The sequence below is a fragment of the Empedobacter falsenii genome, assembly GCF_019308355.1.
In the GTDB taxonomy this organism is placed as follows: domain Bacteria; phylum Bacteroidota; class Bacteroidia; order Flavobacteriales; family Weeksellaceae; genus Empedobacter; species Empedobacter falsenii_B.
The window spans coordinates 1-24,383 of record NZ_JAAGKM010000039.1 but is presented as its reverse complement, the minus strand read 5'-3'; the positions used below and the strand labels follow the sequence as shown (position 1 = coordinate 24,383).

Annotated in this window: 24 protein-coding genes; 12 read left to right on the top strand and 12 right to left on the bottom strand. The window is 31.5% G+C overall.

Annotated elements, in window-relative coordinates; translation table 11 throughout:
• Positions 1–165: 165 nt before the first annotated feature.
• The 4 genes from G0Q09_RS12360 to porX are packed head-to-tail and all read right to left on the bottom strand — an operon-like array spanning position 166 to position 3,713.
• The gene (locus tag G0Q09_RS12360) at positions 166–525 is read right to left on the bottom strand and encodes a hypothetical protein (protein WP_147280013.1); all 360 of its coding nucleotides are present in this window, start codon (positions 523–525) and stop codon (positions 166–168) included.
• Positions 526–542: 17 nt separating this feature from the next.
• Complete coding sequence (locus G0Q09_RS12355; RefSeq protein WP_219035102.1) at positions 543–1,748, bottom strand: alanine dehydrogenase; 1,206 nt, start codon at positions 1,746–1,748, stop codon at positions 543–545.
• Positions 1,749–1,754: 6 nt separating this feature from the next.
• Entirely contained in the window at positions 1,755–2,159 is a 405-nt protein-coding gene (gene tsaE, locus G0Q09_RS12350) for a tRNA (adenosine(37)-N6)-threonylcarbamoyltransferase complex ATPase subunit type 1 TsaE (RefSeq protein ID WP_219035101.1), read from the bottom strand.
• Positions 2,160–3,713, bottom strand: coding sequence for a T9SS response regulator signal transducer PorX (gene porX, locus G0Q09_RS12345; RefSeq protein ID WP_219035100.1), 1,554 nt, complete (start codon positions 3,711–3,713; stop codon positions 2,160–2,162).
• Between the two features lie 276 nt (positions 3,714–3,989).
• On the opposite strand from porX, the gene G0Q09_RS12340 reads away from it, so the two are divergent.
• From G0Q09_RS12340 to efp, 5 genes are all read left to right on the top strand, one after another.
• A complete protein-coding gene (locus G0Q09_RS12340; RefSeq protein WP_257468232.1) occupies positions 3,990–5,180 on the top strand; it encodes an HD domain-containing protein in 1,191 nt (396 codons plus the stop codon).
• 87 nt (positions 5,181–5,267) lie between these two features.
• Positions 5,268–6,293 carry a UDP-3-O-(3-hydroxymyristoyl)glucosamine N-acyltransferase gene (gene lpxD / locus G0Q09_RS12335; protein WP_219035099.1) on the top strand — a complete coding sequence of 342 codons (1,026 nt, stop codon included), beginning with the start codon at positions 5,268–5,270 and terminating at the stop codon, positions 6,291–6,293.
• Positions 6,294–6,299: 6 nt separating this feature from the next.
• Entirely contained in the window at positions 6,300–7,688 is a 1,389-nt protein-coding gene (locus tag G0Q09_RS12330) for a bifunctional UDP-3-O-[3-hydroxymyristoyl] N-acetylglucosamine deacetylase/3-hydroxyacyl-ACP dehydratase (RefSeq protein WP_135835139.1), read from the top strand.
• Positions 7,689–7,705: 17 nt separating this feature from the next.
• Positions 7,706–8,491 carry an acyl-ACP--UDP-N-acetylglucosamine O-acyltransferase gene (gene lpxA / locus G0Q09_RS12325; protein WP_038336134.1) on the top strand — a complete coding sequence of 262 codons (786 nt, stop codon included), beginning with the start codon at positions 7,706–7,708 and terminating at the stop codon, positions 8,489–8,491.
• Positions 8,492–8,510: 19 nt separating this feature from the next.
• Positions 8,511–9,077, top strand: coding sequence for an elongation factor P (gene efp / locus G0Q09_RS12320; RefSeq protein WP_038336113.1), 567 nt, complete (start codon positions 8,511–8,513; stop codon positions 9,075–9,077).
• A 266-nt stretch (positions 9,078–9,343) separates the two neighbouring features.
• Here the strand turns inward: efp and G0Q09_RS12315 are convergent, their stop codons facing one another.
• A complete protein-coding gene (locus G0Q09_RS12315) occupies positions 9,344–10,834 on the bottom strand; it encodes a M64 family metallopeptidase (RefSeq protein ID WP_219035098.1) in 1,491 nt (496 codons plus the stop codon).
• Between the two features lie 157 nt (positions 10,835–10,991).
• On the opposite strand from G0Q09_RS12315, the gene G0Q09_RS12310 reads away from it, so the two are divergent.
• Positions 10,992–11,648 carry a SanA/YdcF family protein gene (locus G0Q09_RS12310; protein WP_219035097.1) on the top strand — a complete coding sequence of 219 codons (657 nt, stop codon included), beginning with the start codon at positions 10,992–10,994 and terminating at the stop codon, positions 11,646–11,648.
• 46 nt (positions 11,649–11,694) lie between these two features.
• Here G0Q09_RS12310 and menD read toward each other — a convergent pair whose 3' ends face one another.
• The gene (menD, locus tag G0Q09_RS12305; protein ID WP_219035096.1) at positions 11,695–13,365 is read right to left on the bottom strand and encodes a 2-succinyl-5-enolpyruvyl-6-hydroxy-3-cyclohexene-1-carboxylic-acid synthase; all 1,671 of its coding nucleotides are present in this window, start codon (positions 13,363–13,365) and stop codon (positions 11,695–11,697) included.
• A gap of 82 nt (positions 13,366–13,447) precedes the next feature.
• Entirely contained in the window at positions 13,448–14,191 is a 744-nt protein-coding gene (fabG, locus tag G0Q09_RS12300; protein ID WP_219035095.1) for a 3-oxoacyl-[acyl-carrier-protein] reductase, read from the bottom strand.
• 147 nt (positions 14,192–14,338) lie between these two features.
• On the opposite strand from fabG, the gene G0Q09_RS12295 reads away from it, so the two are divergent.
• On the top strand, positions 14,339–14,722 hold the full coding sequence (locus G0Q09_RS12295; protein ID WP_219035094.1) for a hypothetical protein: 384 nt from the start codon (positions 14,339–14,341) through the stop codon (positions 14,720–14,722).
• Positions 14,723–14,817: 95 nt separating this feature from the next.
• On the top strand, positions 14,818–15,195 hold the full coding sequence (locus G0Q09_RS12290; protein ID WP_219035093.1) for a hypothetical protein: 378 nt from the start codon (positions 14,818–14,820) through the stop codon (positions 15,193–15,195).
• A gap of 58 nt (positions 15,196–15,253) precedes the next feature.
• Here G0Q09_RS12290 and metK read toward each other — a convergent pair whose 3' ends face one another.
• The gene (metK, locus tag G0Q09_RS12285; protein WP_219035092.1) at positions 15,254–16,513 is read right to left on the bottom strand and encodes a methionine adenosyltransferase; all 1,260 of its coding nucleotides are present in this window, start codon (positions 16,511–16,513) and stop codon (positions 15,254–15,256) included.
• Between the two features lie 328 nt (positions 16,514–16,841).
• On the opposite strand from metK, the gene G0Q09_RS12280 reads away from it, so the two are divergent.
• Together G0Q09_RS12280 and msrA are read left to right on the top strand one after the other, a co-directional pair.
• A complete protein-coding gene (locus G0Q09_RS12280) occupies positions 16,842–17,303 on the top strand; it encodes an Lrp/AsnC family transcriptional regulator (RefSeq protein WP_115001022.1) in 462 nt (153 codons plus the stop codon).
• A gap of 65 nt (positions 17,304–17,368) precedes the next feature.
• Positions 17,369–17,902: a peptide-methionine (S)-S-oxide reductase MsrA gene (msrA, locus tag G0Q09_RS12275; protein WP_038336125.1), complete on the top strand. Its 534-nt coding sequence runs from the start codon at positions 17,369–17,371 to the stop codon at positions 17,900–17,902.
• Between the two features lie 28 nt (positions 17,903–17,930).
• Here msrA and G0Q09_RS12270 read toward each other — a convergent pair whose 3' ends face one another.
• Positions 17,931–19,286 (bottom strand): DEAD/DEAH box helicase, encoded by a 1,356-nt coding sequence (locus tag G0Q09_RS12270; protein ID WP_219035091.1) that lies wholly within the window; start codon positions 19,284–19,286, stop codon positions 17,931–17,933.
• A gap of 109 nt (positions 19,287–19,395) precedes the next feature.
• Here G0Q09_RS12270 and argS point away from each other — a divergent pair, with 109 nt between their 5' ends.
• Both argS and G0Q09_RS12260 read left to right on the top strand, forming a co-directional pair.
• Positions 19,396–21,168, top strand: coding sequence for an arginine--tRNA ligase (gene argS / locus G0Q09_RS12265; RefSeq protein WP_219035090.1), 1,773 nt, complete (start codon positions 19,396–19,398; stop codon positions 21,166–21,168).
• A 62-nt stretch (positions 21,169–21,230) separates the two neighbouring features.
• Positions 21,231–21,701: a DUF1810 family protein gene (locus tag G0Q09_RS12260; protein WP_135835150.1), complete on the top strand. Its 471-nt coding sequence runs from the start codon at positions 21,231–21,233 to the stop codon at positions 21,699–21,701.
• Between the two features lie 86 nt (positions 21,702–21,787).
• Here G0Q09_RS12260 and G0Q09_RS12255 read toward each other — a convergent pair whose 3' ends face one another.
• The 3 genes from G0Q09_RS12255 to G0Q09_RS12245 form a co-directional block, all read right to left on the bottom strand.
• Complete coding sequence (locus tag G0Q09_RS12255; RefSeq protein ID WP_219035089.1) at positions 21,788–22,993, bottom strand: IS256 family transposase; 1,206 nt, start codon at positions 22,991–22,993, stop codon at positions 21,788–21,790.
• Between the two features lie 97 nt (positions 22,994–23,090).
• Positions 23,091–23,330 (bottom strand): helix-turn-helix transcriptional regulator, encoded by a 240-nt coding sequence (locus G0Q09_RS12250; protein WP_219035088.1) that lies wholly within the window; start codon positions 23,328–23,330, stop codon positions 23,091–23,093.
• Between the two features lie 282 nt (positions 23,331–23,612).
• Positions 23,613–24,167, bottom strand: coding sequence for a hypothetical protein (locus G0Q09_RS12245; protein WP_219035087.1), 555 nt, complete (start codon positions 24,165–24,167; stop codon positions 23,613–23,615).
• Positions 24,168–24,383 lie beyond the last annotated feature (216 nt).

Here is a 24,383-nt window from a genome sequence, read left to right as displayed (position 1 = left end):
TAAGAAACTGGGGAGTTATTATTGATCAATTTTTAATCCTATATCAAGAAAGGGTTAGACTCTAAAAAGTAGAACCTAACCCAAGCTTAATTTTTGAACTTACACACTTTAAGAGACAGTCCTTTATAAAACAAAAAACCACTTCAATTGAAGTGGTTTTTTGTTTTATTTCTTTTTGATGGAAACTAATTTTGAATCTTCTTTGCAAATTTCTAATACAAAATCATAATCCTTTGTATTGTCTTTGCTTTTATAGTTTGCCAAATATTCTCTACAAGGAACTTGATCTTTTTTCGAGTGATCAAAATCAACTTTACTTCTTTTGAATAATTCTTTTTTCAAGAATGTCGAATCTAAATTTTCTGCTTTTAAAAATGCTTGAGCTTCTGGTGAAATAGCTAATCTTTTTGAAAAAGCTTCATCCAAAACTCTTGCATTTGGAAAGTAATTACATGAGAAAGCACGAGGTCCAAACGCCATAGCGACGAAAACTAACCCAATTCCAACTCCCATCAAATACTTCATAAATCTTTGCGTAAACGTCATATAATCAATAAATTAATGTCGTGAAATGGTAAATCAAACCAATCACATAAGTTCTTTTTTACAATTCTTCCTTTGTACAAATATACGCCATTTCTTATAGTTTTATCCGATTGTACCACATTCGCAAAACCAGATTCTTCTGAAATTTGGAATAAATACGACAAGAAATAATTGCTCAACGCTTTGGTAGAGGTGCGTGCGACGCGAGAAGTGATGTTAGAAACCGCATAATGAATTATATCATTCTTAATAATGATAGGGTGATCATGAGTTGTTAATTCAGATGTTTCGAAGCATCCTCCTTGATCAATACTTACATCAATAATCACAGCTCCAGCTTTCATATTTTGCACCATCATCTCAGTTACAACACAAGGTGTACGTGTTTCTCCGCGAAGAGCACCGATTGCTAAATCGCAACGTCGTAAAGCTTTTCCTAATTCTTTTGGATCTAATGTAGAAGTAGAAACTCGTTGTCCTATATTTTGTTGTAATCGTCTTAATCTTGTTAATGAATTATCAAAAACACGCACCGAAGCACCTAAACCTAAAGCTGTTCTTGTCGCATTCTCTGCAACCGTTCCAGCTCCAAGAATCACAACTTCTGTTGGCCGAACACCTGTTACACCACCCATCAAAATTCCGTTTCCTCCGTTTGTAGAAGACATCAATTCACTTGCAACCAAAATTGCTGTAGTTCCAGCAATTTCACTTAATAAACGAACAACTGGTAAATGATTTTGTTCATCACGAATAAATTCAAATCCAACCGCATTCACACGTTTTGTAATTAATTTCTGAAAATATTCGCGTCTTAAAGTATTTGTAGGGACAGATGAAATAATCAAAGCATTTGGTTTTACCCAATCAATTTCATCTAAAGTAAGTGGACCAACTTTTAGAATAATAGGTTTCTCGAAAACAGCTTGCGTATTGTAAGAAATTTGCGCACCAGCTTCCGAATATTCTTTATCTGAATAATTTGCACTTTCTCCTGCTCCGGTTTCTATCGTAACTTGATGTCCATTATTGACTAAAATTTCGACTGCATCAGGAGAAAGACAAATTCTTTTTTCTTGATTATTTGTTTCTTTTGGAATTCCAATATCAAAGCGTTCTTTCTTATGAGGAATCTCTAAACGCTCGGGTTGAGGAATAAGATCTTCCTGAGAAAAAGGCGTGAAAATATTTTTTCCGTCCATATACTATTAACTAAAATTTAAATGACGAACGCCATCTACATTTTTCAATGTAATTGTGTGGTGCTCATCTGGTATAAAGTTAGCAATTTTATTTGGCCATTCCATTAAACAATATTGATTAGAATATAAATATTCTTCAATCCCAAAATCTAAGGCTTCATCTTCATGATTTAGACGATAAAAATCGAAATGATAAACTTTTCCTTTATCTGTTTCATATTCATTTACAATCGAAAAAGTCGGGCTCGAAACTTCATCATTTGTTCCCAAAGCTTTTACAAACTCTTTGATAAAAGTTGTTTTTCCAGCTCCCATTTCTCCTTCGAAAGTGATTAATTTATGCTGAAGTTGATCGATTATTTTTTGAGCAACTTCAGGTAATTCGTCTAAATTATTGATGATAAATTCCATTTAATTTTTTGGTGTTAAAACAACCATTGGGATAATTATTTCCTCCAACGAAATTCCACCGTGTTGGTAAGTGTTTTTGTAATAATTAACGAAATGATTGTAATTTTTTGGATACGTTAAAAATAAATTTTCTTTTGCAAAGATATACTTTGACGTAACATTAACCTTAGGTAAAAGGAATTTTTCTGGTTGCTCAACCGCCAAAACATCTTTTGGATCGTATTGCAATTGTTTCCCCAATTTATAACGCAAATTTGTACTCGCTTCTTTGTCGCCAATTACCTTCGTAGGCTCTTTTACGTAAATTGTTCCGTGATCGGTTGTTACAATAATTTTCATTTTTTCTTGCGCCGCTTTTTTCACAATTTCCATTAAATATGAATTTTCAAACCAATGTTTTGTGATCGAACGATACGTTTTATCATCACGAATAATTTCTCCAACAATTTTGTTGTCTGTTTTCGCATGCGAAAGAATATCGATAAAGTTATAGACAATTACATTCAAATTATTCTTTTTGTAATTATTAAAATCATCTGCAATTTTTTTCTCGAAATCAGAATTTAAAATTTTAAAATAATTATACGATAAATCGCCAAAACCAAGACGTTTTAATTGTTCTCCTAACAATTCTTTTTCGTACATATTTTTATTTCCTTCATCGGTATCATTCAACCAATATTCAGGATATTTTTTCTCAATTTCCAACGGCATTAAACCCGAAAAGAACGCATTTCTAGCATATTGCGTTGCCGAAGGTAAAATACTATAATATAAATTTTCGGCTTCTGAATTATAATAACGATTGAAAATTGGCTCAATAACTTTCCATTGATCGTAGCGTAAATTATCCACCATAATCAATAAAACATTTTTATCTTTTCCAAGATGAGGTCGAACCAATTGATTGAAAATTGTATGTGATAAAACGGGACGATCTTCGTCGTCGTGCAACCAATCTTCGTAATTACGTTCTATAAATTTGAAGAAAGCTGCATTTGCTTCACTTTTCTGATTTTCGATGATTTGAGAAAGTGCTGTATCTTCGATATTTTCAAGTTCAAGTTCCCAAAAAACTAATTTTTTATAAATCTCTTGCCAATCTTCAAAATCGCGTGCATTCATCATATCCATTGTGATATTTCTGAATTCCTGTTGATAATTAATCACTGTTTTTTCAGAAATAATTTTCGATGCGTCCAAAATCTTTTTCAAACTCAATAAAATCTGATTTGGATTAACCGGTTTAATTAAATAATCTGCTATATGTGAGCCAATTGCATCTTCCATGATATGTTCTTCCTCACTTTTTGTGACCATAATAACAGGAAGATTTGGACGCAATTCTTTAATTTTTGGTAAAGCTTCCAATCCGCTCAAACCGGGCATATTTTCGTCGATTAAAACCGCTGCAAAGCTCTCTTTTTCTATTTCTTCTAATGCATCAGTCGCATTATTTATCATTGTTGTATCGTATCCTTTCTTCTCTAAAAAAAGCTGGTGTGGTTTCAATAAATCGATTTCATCATCAATCCATAAAATTTTTATAGCCATTTGTTATATTTTTATTTTTTATATTGATTTCTACTTTTAGAATTATTCCAAATATAGCGATTACGGAAATGTTAAAATCAAAATTGTATGTTAAACAAAATTGTAGTTTTCCCAAAATTTGCGATGATTATTTAGCATAAATAATTCCAAAAATGATTTTTATCTAAAATATTTTATAAAAACCATTCTTAATCAAAAAAGTAACGTTCTGAATGAGTAAAAATTCTTATCTTTGCCGACAAAACAGTACGTTTGAATCCATTAAACAATAATAAGTTGAAGATAGTAAATGATCCAGTTCATGGATTTATTACGATTCCAAACGAGCTTATTTATCAGATTATTCAACATCCATATTTTCAGCGACTTCGTAGAATTACGCAAACTGGATTAACAGAAATGGTTTATCCAGGAGCGAGACATTCTCGTTTTCATCACGCTTTAGGTTGTATGCATTTGATGCAAAAAGCCTTAAATATTCTCAAAAGAAAAAACGTCGACATTACTCCAGAAGAAGAAAATGGAGCTTTAATCGCGATTTTATTGCATGATTTGGGACACGGACCTTTTTCTCATTCTCTTGAACATTCTATAATTAATGGTTCGCATCACGAAGAAGTTTCGCTTCGTTTGATGGAAGAATTGAATCAAATTTTTGATAATCGATTAGCTCTAGCTATTCAAATTTTTAAAGGAAATTATCCGAAAAAGTTCTTGTCACAATTAGTTTCGAGTCAGTTGGATTGCGATCGCATGGATTATTTGAAGCGCGATAGTTTTTACACAGGAGTGGTAGAAGGAAATATCAATCCGGAACGAATTATCTCAATGATGAATGTCTCGAATGATGAGTTGGTGATAGAAGCAAAGGGAATTTCGTCGGTCGAGAAATTTTTGATGGCGCGTATGTTTATGTACATGCAAGTGTATATGCATAAGAAATCGTTTACAGCAGAGAATTTTTTGATTAGCGTTTTGAGAAGAGCGAAAGAATTGACAAAAACGGGAGAAAATCTTTTTGCAACGTTTGCTTTTAAATACTTTTTAAAAGAAAATGAAGTTGGAAGTTTATCGAAAGAAGGTTTAGAAATTTTCACACGTTTGGACGACTCGGATGTTTTATCAGCGATAAAAGAATGGCAGTTTCATGATGATTTAATTTTGAGTAAATTATCAAAAAATATCATTCAGCGTACATTACCAAAATCATATTTGATGGATACAAAATTATCCGAAGAAGAAATTTTGGTTGAAAAAAATAGAGTAGAAAAAGCTTTAGGAATTGATGATGCAAGTTATTTTGTGGAACAAACAACGATAAAAATTGTTCCGTACGAAAAATCAAAAAGTCCAATAAAGGTTTTATATAAAAATGGTGAGGTAAAAGAAATTTCGAGTTCAGAAAAAAGTTTGTTAACGCAATTTTTGCAACAAGAAATTACAAAATATCATTACCATAGCGTTTAAATATCGATTTGAAGAATTTGACAAAAAAGTTAAATAACTTAAATAATCATTTTATAAATTTAAGAATAATTATTAGTTTTGCAGACTATGAAATTTAAAGCTGCAGAGATTGCGCAATTATTGCAAGGAACCGTAACAGGTGATGCAAATGTAGAGGTTTCCACATTATCGAAGATAGAGGAAGGAAAAGAAGGTTCGATTTCGTTTTTGGCTAATCCGAAATACGAGCATTTTATCTATACAACAAACGCTTCTATTGTGATTGTGAGTAAGGATTTTGTGGCAACAGATTCTATTTCGTCTACATTGATTGTGGTTGAAGATGCATATCAAGCCTTTACAAAGCTGTTGCAGTATTACAATACGATAAAAAATAATAAAGTTGGAATAGAAGAATATACGAAAGTAAATTCTACTGCGCAACTAGGAGATAATGTATATGTTGGAAGTTTTTCTTATATTGGAACTAATGTTTCGATTGGGAATAATGTAAAAATATATCCAAATGTAACGATTGGCGATCATGCTAAGATTGGTGATAATACCGTTTTACATTCAGGCGTACAAGTGTATGAAGAGTGTGAAATTGGTCAAAATTGTATCATTCATTCTAATGTTGTGATTGGTGCTGATGGTTTCGGTTTTGCGCCAAATCCAGATGGTTCTTTCGAAAAAATTCCTCAGATAGGAAATGTTTTGATTGAAGATAATGTCGAAATTGGAGCAGGATCAACAATAGATAGAGCAACAATGGGATCTACAATTATTCGTAAAGGAGTAAAATTAGATAACCAAATTCAAATTGCTCACAACGTTCAAATTGGTGAGAATACTGTTATTGCTTCGCAAAGTGGAGTAGCAGGTTCTACAAAAATTGGACGCAATTGTATGATTGGAGGTCAAGTTGGTATCGCAGGTCATTTGACAATCGGAGATTTTGTACAAGTACAAGCTCAGAGTGGTATTAATGGTGATGTAGAAAGCAAAACGCAATTGTATGGTTCGCCAGCAATGGAGGCGTCAAGTTTTAGAAAATCGTACGTACATTTTAGAAAGTTTCCAGAAATTGTGAAACGAATCGATAAATTAGAAAAAGAGAACAAACAAAAGTAAAAGTTAATGTCTGATAAACAAAAAACTTTAGCGAATGAAGCCGTTCTAAAAGGTGTTGGCTTACATACAGGTAAATTTGTTACCTTAACATTTAAACCAGCCGAACCAGATACAGGATTTGTATTTGTTAGAACAGATTTAGAAGGTCAACCTCAAGTAGAAGCTGATGCACAATATGTTGTGAGCACAGCCAGAGGAACAACTTTAGAGAAGAAAGGAGTTAAAGTACATACAACAGAGCACGTTTTGGCGGCTTTGGTAGGTATGGATATTGATAATTGTTACATTGAAATTGATAATGCGGAACCACCAATTATGGACGGTTCTTCTCGTTTTTTCGTTGAAGCAATAGAATCTGCTGGAATTGTAGAGCAAGATAAAGACAGAGAATATTATAGAATTAAAGAAATTGTAACGTATGTAGATCCAGAAACAGGATCAGAAATCACTGCGATTCCTGCAGATGAATACCAAGTTACAGCAATGGTAGATTTCGGAACGAAAGTTTTGGGAACTCAAAATGCAACTTTAACATCTATCAAAAATTTCAAACAAGATATCTCTCAAGCAAGAACATTTTGTTTCTTACATGAGTTAGAGCAATTGTTGGAAGCTGGTTTAGTAAAAGGTGGAGATTTAGACAATGCAATTGTTTATGTTGACAAAGAAATTACGCCAGAAACAAAAGAAAAATTATGTAAAGCATTCAATAGAGATGATGTTTCTATTCGTCCGAATGGAATTTTAGATCACTTGACTTTACATTATCCAAACGAAGCTGCTCGTCACAAATTATTAGATGTTGTAGGAGATTTGGCTTTAGTAGGTAAAAAATTGAAGGCTAAAATTATTGCAACAAAACCTGGACATCATACCAATACAAATTTTGCAAAGAAATTAAGTAAACAAATTAAATTAGCGCAACGTAACAAAGTGCCAGAATTTGATTTGACAGCAGAACCAGTTTATGATATTAATGATATCATGAAGTTATTACCGCATCGTCCACCATTTTTATTGATTGACAAGGTAATTTCTAAAAGTGCAACAGGTTTAATCGGCGTGAAAAATGTAACGATGAACGAGCCTTTCTTTGTTGGACATTTTCCTAAAGAACCTGTTATGCCAGGTGTATTGCAAATCGAAGCAATGGCGCAATTAGGAGGTTTATTAATTTTAGGAGAATTAGAAAATCCTCAAGATTATTCAACTTATTTCATGAAAATTGAAAGTGCTAAATTTAAACGTAAAATTATTCCAGGTGATACATTGGTGTTTAAATTAGAGTTGGTTGAACCAATTAGAAGAGGAATTGTTCATATGCAAGGAATTGGATATGTGAACAATCAAATCGCTGTGGAAGCAGAAATGATGGCAGTTATTACAAAAGAATAATTAAAGAAATGGAAGTTATGAATCATCCGATGGCATATGTTCATCCAACTGCAATAATAGGTGAAAATGTTACAATCAGCCCTTTCTCTTCTGTTTACGAAGATGTAGAAATTGGTGATGGAACATGGATTGGTCCTAATGTAACAATTATGTCAGGAGCACGTATTGGAAAAAATTGTAAAATTTATCCAGGTACAGTAATTTCTGGTGAGCCTCAAGATTTGAAGTACGAAGGTGAAAAAACTTTAACATATATTGGTGACAATACAACAATTCGTGAATGCGTTACTGTAAACAAAGGAACTAATGCATTAGGTTATACTAAAATTGGTGACAATTGTTTGATTATGGCAACTGCACATATCGCGCACGATTGTGTTGTTGGAAATAATGTCGTAATTGTAAATGCGGTTGGTTTAGCAGGACATATAGAAGTTGGAGATTTCGCTTTTATTGGTGGTTATAGTGCAGTTCATCAATTTACAAAAATTGGAGAACATGCTTTTGTAGCTGGTGCGACACAAATTCGTAAAGATGTTCCTCCGTATGTTAAAGCTGCAAAAAATCCTGTTGCTTATGCGGGAGTTAATGCAATTGGATTGAGAAGAAAAGGTTTTACATCAGAAGAAATCTTCGAAATTCAAGGTATTTACAGAATTTTATATCAACAAAAAAATAACGTATCTCAGGCTGTAGAACAAATCTTAGAAAAATTCCCAGATTCACATTATCGTGAAGTGATCCTTGATTTTATCGATACAAGTGATCGTGGAATTATGAAAGGATATAGCTCGGGAGTTTAATAAAATAACAATAGAATAAATGGCGACAACTTCTGATATCAGAAAAGGTTTATGTATTATTTTTAATAATGATACGTATAAAATTATCGAATTTTTACACGTAAAACCAGGTAAAGGACCTGCTTTCGTTCGTACAAAATTAAAATCATTAACTAACGGAAAAGTATTAGACAATACATTCTCTGCTGGTCATAAAATTGAAGAAGTTCGTGTAGAAACACGTAACTACCAATATTTATATGAAGATGATAATGGTTTCCACTTCATGAATAATGATGATTTCTCTCAAGTTTATTTAAACAAAGATTTGATTGATAATTCACAATTTATGAAAGCTGGTGACGAAGTAAAAATCTTGTTCCGTGCTTCTGATGAAACAGCTTTAGCAGCTGAGTTACCAACTACAGTTGTAATGGAAATTACATACACAGAGCCAGGTCTTAAAGGTGATACAGCTACAAATGCTACAAAACCTGCAACGACAGAAACTGGTGCTGAAATCCGTGTTCCTTTATTCATCAACGAAGGTGATAAAGTAAAAATCAACACAGAAGATGGTTCTTATGTAGAACGTATTAAAGAATAATTATTCTGAAATATAAATAAGAAAAGCGACCTTTTGGTCGCTTTTCTTATTTACAATTTTATTGAGACTTTTTCATTAGAGCATGTAGTTTCTTTATCTATTTTCTTGACAAAAATTGTAGAACCTAATGATTCATTTTTGATTGTGCTAGTTGATGAATCACTTCCTTTATAGATCGTTTTATTCTCTTTTGGATCGAAATTATAGAGTCTATTTTCCTTTTCATCCAACCAGTCGAATTTATATTTTTTATTGTCAGCATTTTTTTAAGAAAGGATAATTGTTCCATCTTTTTTATTTTGTTTAATACTAAATTTTTCAGAAAGATTAATTTTTTCTAAAACAGTAATTTGGATTGCTTTTCGTTCAGATTTTTTGTTGTTCCAATTACTTTCAACATAATAAGTCTTATTCTCAGTAATAGTTGGACTAATAATATTGCTTCCTTTTACAAATGGTTGAGTAGAATTTAGCTCATCATACCAAAAATATTCAACTTTTGCTTCTGGATTTTTCACCGTTAGTGCCTGATGTTCATTGTAACAACTTTCTTGTTTTTCACCCCATGTCAAAACTGGTGGAGTTAAACTCTCATTATTAGGTTTTGTAATTTCCCATTGCGTTGTGTACATATGATTCGCATGATTTTCTTTTCTTACTAATTGCGTTGTATCCGTCACTTCAGCTCTTAAAATATTTTTTTCTAAGTTGAATTGACCTTTGTTTAGATGAATAGAATCTAAATTTTCTGCAATCAATTTATTATTCAAAATCCATTTTACTTTCAGGGTATTTGGAACTGGTTTTACTAAATTAAGAGTAAAAGCATTCATGTTTTCTGTGTTAACAGGAGTATCAACAGCGGGTTTTGTAGAAATAATGGGATTTGTTTTTTGATGAATTACTTCAATAAATTCTTCTTGACAAACATTACAAAAAGGCGCAATTAAATACTGCATTTTACAGAATTCGTGCGGACGAAACCATTGCGCTCTCGCATCTTTTTCACCGTAAGCATAAATTCCAATTCCATTTATCCCAATCCAATTTTTCCAAGGAACATCTTGCATATTTTGCGTTTTATTTGGACCAGGAATCATATACAACGGACCAGACCAATATTCGTCAGACAACTTTGTAAACGAATGTCCAATTTCGTGAACAGCAATATCATTACTTTTAAAATTAACTGTTGTCGTAGTAAATTCTCCCCCAGAACTGCCATAAAAAGGTGAGTTAACAAGAATTACAACTTGACTATAATTGGGAATATTATCTTTCAGAACTTGTAATACCTTTTCATTTTTCGTTGGAACAACTAAACGATGAATTCCAGAAATATCAAAACTACTTCCGAAAATTGTATTTGGATTAGTTTTCGGAACTTCATATTTCTTTACAAATTTATTATAACGTTCAGGTAACTGATCCCAATCTACTTTTTCTGTGGGACATTCTTTGGTAGAATATGGGTGAATTGCACCAGATTCCTCAGAAATACTATTTATAACAAATACATTAAAATAATTGATATATTGACTTAATGGTTCCGTTTTGAAAAAATAGTCTGTAAATCGTTTTGCATCTTCTTTATAATATTTTAATTCGTCTTTTGTATAACCATCTGCTAAAACAACAAGGTTGATAATGTTTTTATCACTTCCCTGATATTGTAAGGTATCAATTTCGAATTTTTGTGCTGATAGAGTTGAAACTGTAAATAGAGTGGTGGCTAGAAAAAATAATCTTGTTCTCATAGTTGTATTTTGAAAAAATAATACGCAATATAGTAAGATAGATTTTTTTAATGAAATTTTGATTTTAAATATTTATTATCGGATAGGAGTTCTTAAATCATTATAAAACTGAAGAATATATTGTATTTTTAACACAAGAAATAATCTTGAACCAACTATGAAAATCAAAACCAAAAAGTTTCTGAAAAAATCTTTTTATACTTTACTTATTTTAGGAATTGGAAGTCTTTTGTTCACAGCTTTTGCAAATTATAAAATAGAAAACTCAACGGAAGAATTTGTCACAGATAAATTAGAGATTTTACCTAAAACCAAAGTTGCGATTGTATTGGGAACAGCGCCAAATTTGGTGAGTGGTTTCCAAAATTATTACTTCACATATCGTATTGATGCTGCAACAAAGTTGTATCAATCAGGGAAAGTGACGCATTTTATTTTGAGTGGAGATCATGGTCGAAAAAATTATAATGAGCCTGAAGCGATGAAACAAGCTTTGATAAAAAATGGAGTTCCAGAAAATGTGATTTATTTGGATTATGCAGGTTTTAGAACCTTGGATTCGATGATACGTGCAAAAGAAATTTTTGGTCAAAATGATTTTATTGTAGTTTCTCAAGAATTTCACAATCAACGAGCGGTTTACATTGCGCGCAAAAATGTAATTAATGCGTATGGTTACAATGCGAAAGATGTCAATAAACATGCTGGATTAAAAACAAATATTCGCGAATATTTTGCTCGAACTAAAGTTTTTATTGATAGCTTTTTTGGTATTCAACCAAAATTTTTAGGAGAGAAAATTGAATTAATTTAAATAAAAAAAGGAGAAACCAAACGAATTGATTTCTCTTCTAATATTTTTACTTCAAACTACTAAAATACCCTCTTAAAATAGCATCATTAGCAGAATTTCGCGTATCAATTTCTAAAATCTTCGGACGATTACTTTCTGCATAAAAATCGTTGAACGAATTTTCTAAATCTGTTAAATTTGAAACAACATTATATTCAAAATCATACATTTTAGCTAAATGTTCGGCAGTGAAATGATGTTTTGTTTCAAAATAATCTTCAACTACATCTGTTTCAGAAGGACCAGGAATAAATTTGAAAATATTTCCGCCACCATTATTAATCAAAATAATTCTGAAATTATTTGGCATATTGACATTCCACAACGCATTCGAATCATAGAAAAATGAAATATCGCCCGTAATCATCACCGTATTTTGACCAGAAGCGATACAAGCGCCAATTGCTGTCGACGTAGAACCATCAATTCCACTTGTTCCACGATTACAGAAAACAGGATTCGAATTGTTATGATCATACAATAATCCGTAACGAATAATGGTTGAATTTCCGTACTGAATTTGCCAATTTTCAGGATAATTTCTAATAATGGAATCAAATGCTTTCAAATCACAAAATGGAATCATATTGATGTAATTTTTGTGTTTGATATTATTCGCTTCTCGTATCGAATTCCATGTGTTGTAATATTCTGATTCTTTTGGATTAACAAACGGAACAAATTGTTCTAGAAACAATTCAGGTTTCGTCTCAATTTTATCTGTTAATGCTTGGAAAGTGTCTGGTTGCCAATATTCATCTAAATGCCAATGTTGCGTTGGCTTTTGATCACGTAAGAATTTTTTAATCTTTTTGGAAACGACATTTTGCCCAATTGTCAATAAAATATCAGGTTTCAACGCTTCTAATTCTTCTTCCGAATAAGGGAAAATAACTTGATCTATTTTATTGAAAAATCGTTCATCATGAATATTTGATGTTACTTCTGTTAACACAACAACCGAATCATCTTGCGCCAATTGTTTTACAAAATGATCAAATTTGGCATCAGGATGATGTAATCCGACCAAAATCATTTTACGCGTCGAAGCATTCCAACGTTTCATCAAATCAATTACATCAATTTCTGGATAATCTTTTGCAGGAATTGTAATTGTATCAATTTCAATATCTGGTGTTGTTACAGATTCGTACAAAGGCTCAGAAAAAGGCATATTGATATGAATTGGCGCAGATTTGTGCATACAATCAATCAACGCATATTTCGTCAACAACATATTTCGCGTTAAATCATCCGTTTCTTCACTTTCGGAAAGTTGTACATTATGAACTGAATGTTTCTCAAAAATATCTTTTTGGCGAATGGTTTGTCCATCAAAATTATCAACCAAATGCTCGGGACGATCTGCAGAAAGCACGATTACAGGAACATTTTGAAAAAAAGCTTCCGTAATTGCTGGGTAATAATTTGCCGTTGCCGAACCAGAAGTACAACAAACAACAACAGGTTTCTGAATTTGCTGTGCCATTCCCAAAGCGACAAATCCTGCCGAACGTTCGTCGATTACACTATAAGTTTTGAAACGTTTGTCATTCGCAAATTGCATTGTTAATGCTCCGTTTCGAGATCCTGGCGATAATACGATATGATCAATTCCGAAAGCCAAAAAAGTTTCAGCAATCAATTGAACATTTAATTTATTTGATATTTTTCTCAACGTAGTTGTCTTAAATTATAAAAGGTTTTGATTAGCAAATTTACTAAACAAAACCTTTCAAAAAGTATGATATTTTTAAGAATTAAGTATGTAAACCTCCGTCTACACTCAAAACTTGTCCTGTTACATAACTTGATAAATCTGACGCTAAGAATAAACATGCATTTGCAACGTCTTCTGTTTGTCCTCCACGTTTTAATGGAATTCCATTACGCCATTCTTCAACAACTTTTTGGTCTAAAACTTCTGTCATTTCAGTTTCGATGAAACCTGGTGCAATTGCATTACAACGAATATTACGAGAACCTAATTCTAATGCAACAGATTTAGAGAAACCAATTAAACCAGCTTTAGATGCTGCATAATTTGCTTGCCCAGCATTTCCTTTGATTCCAACAATAGAAGACATGTTCACGATAGATCCAGAACGTTGTTTCATCATTGGTTTGATCACTGCTTTTGTTAAGTTGAAAGCCGAATTTAAGTTTGTTTGAATTACTTTTTCGAAATCTTCTGCAGACATTCTCATCAACAAATTATCTTTTGTAATTCCAGCATTATTAATTACAATATCAACTTGACCAAACTCAGCAATTACATCTTCCACTAATTTTTGAGCAGCTTCGTAATCAGAAGCATCAGATTGATATCCTTTTACTTTACCGAATTGTCCCAATTCTTCTTCCAAAGCTTTTGCTTTTTCTACAGAAGAAGCATAAGTAAAGGCAACGTTAGCGCCATTTTTCACAAAAACTTCAGCAATACTTTTTCCAATACCGCGAGTTGCGCCTGTAACGATTGCTGTTTTACCTTGCAATAAATTCATGTTTATAGGTATTATATATTGCTTCAAAAATACGATTTTTTGTGAGAGTTAAAAATGTAAAAAAATACTTTATCAATTTTATTTAACATTTTATGGTATTATAATTGAAAATATTGATTGTTATAACCAAATTAAAAATATAAAAACATGAAGAATCTATTGAAATTTTTAGCGGTAACATTTTTTGCCTTATTTGTATTTACGGCTTGTAGCGATGATGATGATCCAGCAAACAATGATTTCTTTGCAGGAACTTATAAAGGAAAAATAAGTTATGTTGATGGATATAATACTCTTTCTGCTGATAATGGAAGTGTATTTGTAACTAAAATTGCAAGTGGAACAAAGTATAATTTTGCTTTTTCTGATAAAATTCCAGATTTGAACGGAGTTGAGTTCGAGAAAAAAGGAGACAATACTTTAGTAAGTGTTGGGGCAACAGAATTATCTTACATTAGAATTGATAATTCAAAATTAACTATTCTTTATACAAAAGATGGTAAAACTTGGACTGCGAATGCAACAAGATAATTTTTAGGAATAATAATAAAAGACGTTCAGTTGTGAGCGTCTTTTTTTTGTACAATATTTTGAGTTGAAAATAGTTAAATATAAAATGATGTTTTATGAGAACGATTGTATGTTTTGCTTCTTTATTAATGCTGATATTTTCTTGTAATAATGAAGATGATGGTCTGAATACTATTTATAAAGAAAAATATGAAAGACGATTTATAATTTTTCAAGATTCTTTAGGAGGAATTGTTCAAGATAGTGTAGTAGTGCAAGTTTCTCAATCTAAGAATTTATATAAATTTGATTTTATCACATCTCAAAAAATTGATCCGATAGAAAATATTCAAATGGAAATGACAGGAAGCAATTCGTTACGAAATGTGGGATGGACACCGAAAAAACTGATTATGCTTTCTAGAGATAGTATCAATATTTCTTACAAAGATGGAAAACGATATTGGTTAGTCAATTCGATTAGTGAAAATTAATCATAAAAAAATCCACTCAATATTGAGTGGATTTTTTAGTATGATTTAAAATTTCAGATTATGATCCGAAAGCTGTTTTAATTTGATCTACGAAGTCTAATTTTTCCCAAGTGAATAATTCAACTTCAACTTCAACAACATCCTGTCCATTAGCAGATTCAAAGCGTTTTGAAACTATTTTTGGTTCTCTACCTAAGTGTCCGTAAGATGCAGTTTCTTTGTAAATTGGGTTTCTTAATTTTAATCTTTGTTCGATAGCGAAAGGCTTCATATCAAAGATTTCAGAAACTTTTGTAGAAATTTCTCCTTCAGTTAACTCAACTTTTTGAGTTCCGAAAGTATTTACTAATAAAGAAACTGGAGCAGCAACACCAATTGCATAAGAAACTTGTACTAAAACTTCGTCAGCAACACCAGCTGCAACCAAGTTTTTAGCAATATGACGCGCAGCATAAGCAGCAGAACGGTCAACTTTTGATGGATCTTTTCCTGAGAAAGCACCACCACCGTGAGCACCTTTACCACCATAAGTATCTACAATAATTTTACGACCAGTCAAACCTGTATCTCCGTGAGGTCCTCCAATAACGAATTTCCCTGTAGGATTGATATGATAAGTAATACTATCTGTAAATAAATCGCGTAAATGAACAGGTAATTGCGCTTTTACACGTGGAATTAAAATACTTACTAAGTCATTTGTAATTTTATCTCTCATTGCTTCTTCGTTTGCGAAGTCATCATGTTGAGTAGAAATTACAATAGTATCGATACGAACAGGTTTGTTGTCATTATCATATTCAATTGTTACTTGAGATTTAGCATCAGGACGTAAATATGGTAACAAATCTTTTTCGTATTTACGGATATGCGCTAATTCTTTCAATAATCTGTGCGATAAATCTAACGCCAAAGGCATATAGTTTTCAGTTTCGCTTGTAGCATAACCAAACATCATTCCTTGGTCACCAGCACCTTGCTCTTCGTCAGATTGTCTGTCTACACCTTGGTTAATATCTGGAGATTGTTCGTGAATTGCAGATAAAATTCCACAAGAATTTGCATCGAACATATATTCACTTTTCGTGTAACCAATTTCAGCAATTGTTTCTCTTGCTACACGTTGTAAATCAATGTAAGAATTAGATTTTACTTCACCTGCTAAAACAACTTGTCCAGTCGTTACTAAAGTTTCACAAGCTACTTTACTTTTTGCATCAAATGCTAAAAAGTGGTCAAGAATTGAATCAGAAATTTGATCGGCAATTTTATCTGGATGCCCCTCAGAAACTGATTCTGACGTAAATAAATATGACATTTCTATACTTTTTTTTAAAATGATAGAGGGAAGGAGAAAACTGAAGTCCTGTTTTAGCAATTGTTTTATGAGGTTGCAATCAGTCAAATCTTTCCTCTCGATTTTTCGAGCTCAAATATACAATGAATAATATGAATAATGAAAGATATTTAACATTTATTAGTATATAAAAATTATAGAGTTTAACTTTTTATCTTTTTTAGAATAGAACAAAAAACGGTGTGTTTTAATAAATTATAAATATATTTTCTGTAAATGAGTAATTTTTTTAATCTATATAGATAATTATTCAAAATAATGTTGTTACTTTAGAAAAAAATTAATTGAAATGAAATTTGACACTCTCGATCAACAGCTGCTAATGTATCTACAAGAAAACAGTAAAATTACCTATAAAGAATTATCTGATAAGTTAAATTTATCGTCAACCGCAATTCATGAAAGAATCAAGAAATTAGAAAAGTCAGGAATTATTTCTAAATATGTTGCGCTTGTAAATAGAAGATTAATTAACAGAGAGCTTTTGGTATTTAGCCATATTAAGTTACAACAACATTCTGCTGATAACATCAAGATTTTCGAAAACGAAATTGTGAATTTAAAAGAAGTTCAGGCGAGTTATCATGTAAGTGGTGATTACGATTACATTATCAAAATGTCTTTCGAAAATATGGACGAATACAGAGATTTTATGGTAAATAAACTAACAACAATAAAGGTAATTGGTAGTACTCACAGTACTTTTGTTATTGGTGATGTAAAAGATGATACCGCTTTCCAATTGGTATAAAAATATAAGAATGGTTCTGATAAATTAGAATTTTTTTTGATTGAATAAGTAAAAATAGAGAAGACATGAGCAAGGAAATAGCAGTTTTAGGAGCTGGTTGTTTTTGGTGTGTGGAAGGAATTTTTAATTCGATAAATGGAGTAGAACAAGCTATCTCTGGATTTGCAGGAGGTAATGTAGAAAATCCTACTTATCGTCAGGTTTGTGATACAGATACAAATCATGCGGAAGTTGTTGAAATTACTTTTGACAATGAAGTGATTTCGTACAAAGAATTATTAGAAATTTTTTGGAATATACATAATCCAACACAGTTAAATAGACAAGGAAACGATGTTGGTACACAATATCGTTCGAGTATTTTTTACACATCAGAAGAACAAAAAAAGCAAGCGGAAGAATCGTTAAAAGAGTTTGATAACGGAACTTTGTATGAAGATAAATTCGTTACAACAATAGAGCCTTTAGATAAATTTTGGCCAGCCGAAGATTATCATCAAGGTTATTACAATGAAAATCCAGATCAGCCATATTGTTCGGCAGTTGTTGGACCAAAAATTGCAAAATTTAAATCTAAATTCAAACAGATTTTAAAATAAGAAAAGCGACCAATTGGTCGCTTTCATTTTATTTTCCTTTTTTACGTGCTTTCGCTTTTTGTTTTTGCTGACCACGGTTTTTAGGTTTAGATTTTGGTGGTTTACGTTTTGTAGGACCACCTAAATTCACCTTTTTATTTTTATCTTTTTTCTCGTGAAATGCTGCACCACGTTCTTTAATTTTTACAGTTGTAAGTTGTTTCATTTTTACAACATCTTTCTCAAATTCACGTTTTACAGGATTTATTTTTACGTCCTCTTCAGGAAAAGGAAGTTCGTTAATCTCTTTATCCATCAATGCTTCAATAGCATCTAAACGTTCAATTTCCTTTTCAGAAAAATAAGAAATCGCTTCTCCTTTTTTATCCGCACGTCCTGTACGCCCAATTCGGTGAATATATTGTTCTGGAATTTCTGGAATTTCGAAATTGATAACATGCGTAACATCAGGAATATCCAAACCACGAGCCATAATATCTGTCGTGATAATTCCTCGGTATTCATCTCTGGTAAAGGCTTCCATTGTTCTCAAACGATAATTTTGAGATTTGTTAGAATGAATTACTCCAAATTCATCTGGATAAATTTCATCTAAATGATTAAAGATTAAATCAGCATGTTTTTTATTGTTTGCGAAAATTAAAACTTTCTCAAATTTTGCTTTGTCTCCTAATTGATGAACAATTAAATTCAATTTTGTATTGAAATTCTCAACTGGAATAGCCAATTGAGTGATTTTTTCTAATGGTGTTCCTGAACGAGCTAAGGAAATTTCAATAGGATTTTTGAAATATTCGTGTAACATATCATCTACTTGATCTGTCATCGTAGCAGAAAATAAAATGTTTTGACGTTTTTCGCTCATCATTGTAAATAAATGAATCAGTTGCGGACGAAAACCTAAACTCAACATTTCGTCAAATTCGTCAACCACTAATTTCTTCATTTCTTTGAATGATAATACATTGTCTATCGCCAAATCTAAAACACGACCTGGTGTTCCAACCAAAATATCAACGCCTTCATACACCAATAATTTTTGAGTATTGATGTTTACACCACCATAAATTCCTAAAACACGAACATTGATAAACTCTGTTAATTGCTCTAAAATATCGGTAACCTGAACAACTAATTCGCGTGTCGGAACCAAAATAACAATCTTTGGTTGATTCGTTTTAGAGTATTGATAAGTATTCAACAAAGGTAATAAGTAAGCCAATGTTTTACCTGTACCTGTTTGGGCAATTCCCATTATATCTCGTCCAGAAAGAATCGGTTTGAATGATTTTTCTTGAATTGGAGTAGGGGTTGTGATATTCAACTTTTCTAAAGCCGAACTCAATTGTTTTGTTAATTCGAAATCCGCGAATGTAGCTTTCATTTTGCAAAGATAAGTTTTCTTGATGACTTCTTAAAAACTCAATGTGCAATCCGTTCAAATTCGTTGAAACTTCGTACTTTTGCATTTCGATTAAGTAAAAAGGAATAAAATGAGTTTAAAACAATACATCACACAGAATGTTTTAGAAGCGATTCAAAACGTTTATCAAATTAACCCTGAATCTGTTGAAATTCAGTTTACAAGGAAAGAGTTTGAAGGTGATTATACATTGGTTGTTTTCCCATTAATCAGAACTTTGAAAGGTAAACCAGAAGAAATCGGTACTAAAATCGGTGAAAATTTGGTTGAAAATAATAAAATTACAGCGTTTAATGTTGTAAAAGGTTTCTTGAATATGAGTTTAAGTTCAGTAGAATTTTTAGAAAATTTTACTCAAAATGCTCAAAATTCAACTTTTGGAATTACAAAAGTTGATGAAAATTCGAGAACGGTAATGGTAGAATATTCATCGCCAAATACAAACAAACCTTTGCATTTAGGACATGTCCGTAATAATTTGTTAGGATTTTCGGTTTCTCAAATCATTGAAGCAGCAGGAAATAATGTGATTAAAACACAAATTATTAATGATCGTGGGATTCACATTTGTAAATCTATGATTGCTTGGGAAAAATTTGGAAATGGTGAAACACCAGAATCTGCAAATATGAAAGGCGACCATTTGGTTGGAAAATATTATGTGGAATTTGACAAACATTATCGTCAAGAAATCAAAGAATTAGAAGCGCAAGGAAAAACGGAAGACGAAGCGAAAAAAGAAGCTCCAATTTTCTTAGAAGCACAAGAAATGCTGCGTCAATGGGAAGCACATGAACCAAAAGTTATTGAGCTTTGGCAAAAAATGAACGGTTGGGTGTATGATGGTTTCGCTAAAACGTACAAACGTCTTGGTGTTGCTTTTGACGAATATTTATACGAATCGAATACCTACATTTTAGGAAAAGATATTGTTGAAGATGGTTTAAACAAAGGTGTTTTCTACAAAAGAGAAGATGGTTCTGTTTGGATTGATTTGACTGCAGAAGGTTTGGATGAAAAATTAGTTTTACGTTCAGACGGAACTTCGGTTTATATCACACAAGATTTAGGAACTGCAGTAGAGCGTTTCAAAAATAATCCAACGTTAGAAGAATTAACGTATGTTGTAGGAAATGAGCAAGATTATCACTTCAAAGTTTTGTTCTTAATCTTGAAAAAATTAGGTTATTCTTGGGCTGATGCTTTACATCACTTGTCTTACGGAATGGTTGATTTACCAAACGGAAAAATGAAATCTCGTGAAGGAACAGTTGTAGATGCAGATGATTTGATGCAAGAAGTTTATAATACAGCAAAAGAGATTTCTGAAGAATTAGGGAAATTAGACGGAATGTCTGATGATGAAAAAGCTGAGTTGTACGAAACAATTGCGATGGGTGCTTTGAAATATTACATTTTGAAAGTAGATCCTAAGAAACGTATTTTATTCGATCCGAAAGAATCTGTTGATTTTAATGGAAATACAGGACCTTTTATTCAATATACTTTTGCGCGTATTCAGTCTTTATTGAGAAAAGAATCTCCAAAAGAATTTGATGCAAATGCAATAGAATTGAATGATGCTGAAAAAGAAATTATTCGTGCACTATACGATTTCGAAGATACAATAGAAAAAGCGGCGACAGAAATGAGCCCAGCTTTGATTGCTAATTACGTATATGAGTTGGTAAAATTATTTAATTCATTCTACCAAAACAATCCAATCTTGAAAAATGAAGATGAAAACGTGAAAAATTTCCGTTTATATCTTTCTCAATGGGTTGCAAATACGATTCAGAATTCGTTACGTTTATTAGGAATTGGTGTTCCTGAAAGAATGTAATCGACTTAAAAAAAAATAAAATGCCTCATCAATTTGGTGAGGTATTTTTTTAACTTTACAATATGAAAATAGGAGATTTACTGAAACAAAAAGATCCCCACGATAAATTTAATTTGAAACGATTTCACGATGCGCAAAGTTTTGTGTACGATGAAATTTTGATGGAAGTTCATGCAGGAAAAAAGCAAACGAATTGGATTGTTTTTATGTTTCCTCAATTAGTTGGTTTAGGTTCTAGTGATTCGTCATTAGAATTTTCAATTTCTTCAAAAGAAGAGGCGAGAGCTTTTGTGAAAGATGAAGAACTTTGGGGAAATTATTTAGAAGTTTTATCTGTATTATTAATGCAACATAAAGGCGTAATTCCGCAATTAATTTTCGGAAAAAATGATGCAATGAAACTGAAATCAAGTTTGACTTTATTCAACTTTATAGTTCCGAAAGAAAAAATTATCAAAGATGTTTTGAAGTTTTTTTATGCAGATCAAGTCGATAAAAAAACATTAAGTATATTGAAACAAATGAATAAATAAAAAAATCTCGAGCATTTGCTCGAGATTTTTTATTTAGACACTGTCCAAAATTTTGTGTAAATATATTTCAGGTGGGTTTGACTTTTTTATAGTTGAACCCTTTTTTCAAATATAGTTAAAAATTGATTTAAAATTATTCCCCAATTATGAATTGGTTGTGTCCATTTTTTTGAGATTTGCATTAACGATAGATAAACTGACTTTTTGAGCGCGTCATCTGTTGGGAATACTAGTTTATTTTTGGTATATTTTCGGACTTTTCCATTCAAATTTTCGATAAGGTTGGTGGTGTAAATAATTTTTCTGATTTCAATAGGAAAGTCAAAAAATACAGTTAATTCGTCCCAATTATTTCTCCAAGATTGCATTGCGTAGGGATATTTTTGAATCCATTTTTCTGCAAAACGATCTAATTCTAAAGCAGCCATCTCTCTGTTTGGCGCATTGTAAATGAGTTTCATGTCTGAGGTAAATTCTTTTTTATCCTTCCAGACTACGTATCGAGCAGAGTTTCTAATCTGGTGAACCACGCAAATTTGTGTGTTCGCTTGAGGGAAAATATTGGTTATAGATTGTGTAAATCCGTTTAAATTATCAGTTACTGTAACCAAAATATCTTCTACGCCACGCGCTTTTAAATCCGTCATCACACCTTGCCAAAAAGCAGCAGATTCGTTCTCTCCAAGCCACATTCCAAGGATTTCTTTGTGACCTTCACGGTTTAAACCAACAGCTAGATAAATCGTTTTATTGATTACTTTTCCGCCTTGACGAACTTTAAACACAATGCCATCCATCCAAACAATGCAATAAATAGATTCTAGAGGACGATTTTGCCAATCCAAAACTTGACTATTTACTTTATCAGTAATGATGGATATTGCTGATGTAGAGAGTTTATAGCCGTATAATTCGTAAAGTTCCTGCTCAATATCCGAAACACTTAGACCTTTAGCGTATAACGAAATAACCATATTTTCAACAGAAACTGATTTGGATTGATGTTTTGGGACAATAATTGGATCAAAACTTCCTTCTCGATCTCGAGGAACCTCTATTGTAGATTCCCCATATTCGCTTTTTAAACGTTTTGAAGTTGTGCCATTACGTGCATTGGAATTGTCACTTTTCTCATTTTTTGAGTAACCTAAATGGGCTTCAAGTTCGCCTTGTAGCATGGCTTCTAATAAATCAGAATGCAATTCTTTTAATAATTTACTTAGATCTTCTTGGGTTTTGATCCCTTCTAAATGACCTTGATCTTGGATGAATTGGGCTACAGATTTTTTCATAATAAACTGTGTTTTATAAATTTAATAAAATAAATAAGGTGAGTTACTAAACCCACCTTAATTTATGTTTACACAGTTTTTTGGATATTGCCTTTATTTACAACGAATTACGACTTTCTATTCCCAAAGTATTGTAAATAACCTTTAAATGATATTTCACGGTATTCTCAGAAATATAGAGTTCAGTTGCAATTTCTTTATTTGTAAATCCTTTCTTCACTAATTCGATGATATCCAGTTGTCTTTCCGAAAGATTATAATCACTTAAAATGATTTTCTTTTCAACTTGATTTGCGTTATTCGAATGATTAATCAAATCAGAAAGTTTATTTCTCATCCGTTCATTTTCATTTTCAACAAGTTTTCTTTTTTCGATGTTTATCTTGTAGAATTTATAAAGAACAATTAATAATATGATTAGAATTGTAGAAATAATAACTAGAAATAATCGGATATTTTTTTGATTTCGAACTTCTAAATCATTTCGTTTATTAATAATTTCTCGTTCTAAATTTTGTAATTTTCCACTTTGATTAATTGCATCATAATCAGTTGCAAGATCATTTACAATTAATCTTGTTTTGTATGCTTTTTCCCAATCTTCATTCTGCGCATAATACTAAGTAAGAGATTCATACATATTCAAAATATAAAGTTTTATACTATAATGTTTTGCATAATACAAACCTTTGTTAAAAGCTTCTAAAGCCTTCTTATTGTCCTTTGTTTCTGTATATAAGTGTAAAAGCTTTCTATAAATATTAGGTAAATGTTTGGGAGATTTTTGCTTCAAAATTTCTATACCTTCCAAATAATCTTTTTCTGCCTGAATATAATTTTTATTTAAACTATTCATTGTGCCTAAAACAGAAATATAAAAGCCATAAGTTTCTGCATCCAAATATTTTAAATTAGATTTATTTACTTTTTGAAGCAATTCCTTAACCTTATCATATTTTAAATAATCAAATTGGATGAAGATTCGTTCAATTAAAACTCTTGTCTCAACTTCGACTTTATATTTCGAACTCTTTAAACCATATTTTTCAGCAACGTTTAAATTTTCTTCTGCTTCTGGATAATTTAATAATGTTTTATACGTAAGATATTTTAACAAATACAAATTATATAAATCGTAATTCGTTACGTTTTTAGAATGTATAATACTATCCAATTTGATAATTGATTTATCAAATGAACCAATTTCATTATAAGATGAAATTTTTTTCTTTAGAATTTCGGAATTTATAGTGTTTCCTGTCCCTGTAATCTTCCCTAAAAAACGGAACGTTTAAAAATATAGTTTATTAACTTAGGGATAATTATGAAACAAAGCAATTTTACAGAAGTTCAGATCGTCAAGATCTTATCAAAACAAAATCAAGGCAAA